The sequence below is a fragment of the Streptomyces sp. NPDC059524 genome, assembly GCF_042749255.1.
Taxonomy (GTDB): Bacteria; Actinomycetota; Actinomycetes; order Streptomycetales; family Streptomycetaceae; genus Streptomyces; species Streptomyces xanthii.
Window position 1 is genome coordinate 1 of sequence record NZ_JBHYTK010000035.1, and the last position, 1,584, is coordinate 1,584.

At 72.5% G+C, this 1,584-nt stretch carries 1 protein-coding gene; it reads right to left on the reverse strand.

Annotation, left to right across the window (positions count from 1 at the left end; all coding sequences use genetic code 11):
• Window positions 1-86: 86 nt before the first annotated feature.
• Complete coding sequence (locus tag ACFW9D_RS12940) at window positions 87-1,448, reverse strand: AI-2E family transporter (RefSeq protein ID WP_384621111.1); 1,362 nt, start codon at window positions 1,446-1,448, stop codon at window positions 87-89.
• Between the last annotated feature and the right edge of the window lie 136 nt (window positions 1,449-1,584).

Genomic DNA, 1,584 nt, shown 5'->3' on the forward strand with positions numbered 1-1,584 from the left:
GCGCAAGCGGCGGGGGCAGCTTCTTTAGGGGCGCGGGGAACTGCGCGACCAGCCACGACGGCGCGGCGGCCGGCAACGATTGCCGGTCAGTCCCCGGAGGGGCTCGCGTCGACCGCTGTCGCTCCCCGCGGCTCCGGCGTCTGGCGAAGCGCCTCGCCGCGCGACCACGCCCGTAGATACACGACCACCGTGTTGGTGACGGCGACGAGCGGCACCGCGACGACCGCGCCGCCGATCCCCGAGACCATCCCGCCCGCGGCGACCGCCAGGACGACCGCCAGCGGATGCACCCGTACCGCGCGGCCGAGGATGAAGGGCTGCAGGATATGGCCCTCGATCTGCTGCACCGCGAGGACGACCGCCAGCGTCATCACCGCCGTGAACACGCCCTGGGTGACCAGCGCGACGACCACCGCGAGCGCCCCGGAGACGACCGCGCCGACGAGCGGGATGAACGCGAACAGGAAGATGAAGACGGCGAGCGGCACCGCCATGGGCACGTCGAGGAAGAAGATGCCGAGGCCGATGAAGATGGCGTCGATCAGGGCGACTATGACCGTTCCGCGCACATACGCGGTGAGGGTGCGCCAGGCCCGCGGTCCCGCGCCCGCGATGCCCGGCCGGGCCTGCGCGGGGACGAGCTTGAGGGTCCAGTCCCAGATGCGCCGGCCGTCGTAGAGCAGGAAGAGCGTCGAGAACATCGTGAGGAGGATGCCGGTCATCGCCTCGACGATGACGGTGACGCCTTCGAGGCCCGCGGACGTGATCTCGTCCGTGTTCGCCCCGATCGCCTCGCGCAGCGACTTGGCGATGTCGTTGATCTGGTCCTCGGTGACGTGGAACGGGCTGTTGAGCAGCCACTTGCGCAGCTCGTCGATGCCGTCCTGGACCTGGTCGGAGAGCGCGTCGATGTTCTCCTGGACCTGCCAGACCACGAACCAGCCGACGAGCCCCATGATCACGAAGCCGAGGATCGCGGTCAGGGCGGTGGCGAGTCCGCGCGGGACTCCGTGCCGGCGCAGCCGGGCCACGGTCGGCTGGAGCAGCGCGGTGATGAGCAGTGCCGCGATGAACGCGAACACCACGAGCTGCACCGAGCTGATGACCTTGATGAGGACCCAGAGCGCGCCGGCGAGCACGAGGAGCCGCCAGCCGGCCTCGGCGGCGACCCTCAGGCCCCAGGGGACGGCGGCGACGGGCTCGGGCCGGGCGGCGACGGCCGGCGCGTAGTCGGGCGGGGCGGGCACGTGGTCCTTGCGCGACGCCCCGGCCGGCGCCGGCTCGGCTCCCGCTCCCGGGTCGGGCCCGGCGGCGGGCTCGGGCCGTGCCGGGTCCGGGAGTTCGGACTCGGCCTCCCGTTCGGCCTCCGCGCGGCGCTCGTCGAGACGCTCGCCCATTCTGCTGATTCCGGCGCCGACCCTGCCGAGCCAGCCTGGCACTCGCGACATGATCCGTCCTTTTCCCCCGTGCCTCATCGCCGCTCAGACCGTACATGGCCGAGGCGCCCCCCCCCCGTTAGCGGGGGGGGGGGGGGTGGGTGTGGGGGGGTAGGGGGGCTTTACCTGTGTGTGCGGCGCGCAGGGC

Excerpts from the sequence above, each read along its gene's own strand:
- ACFW9D_RS12940 (WP_384621111.1), bottom strand. The coding sequence starts at position 1,448 with ATGTCGCGAGTGCCAGGCTGGCTCGGCAGGGTCGGCGCCGGAATCAGC.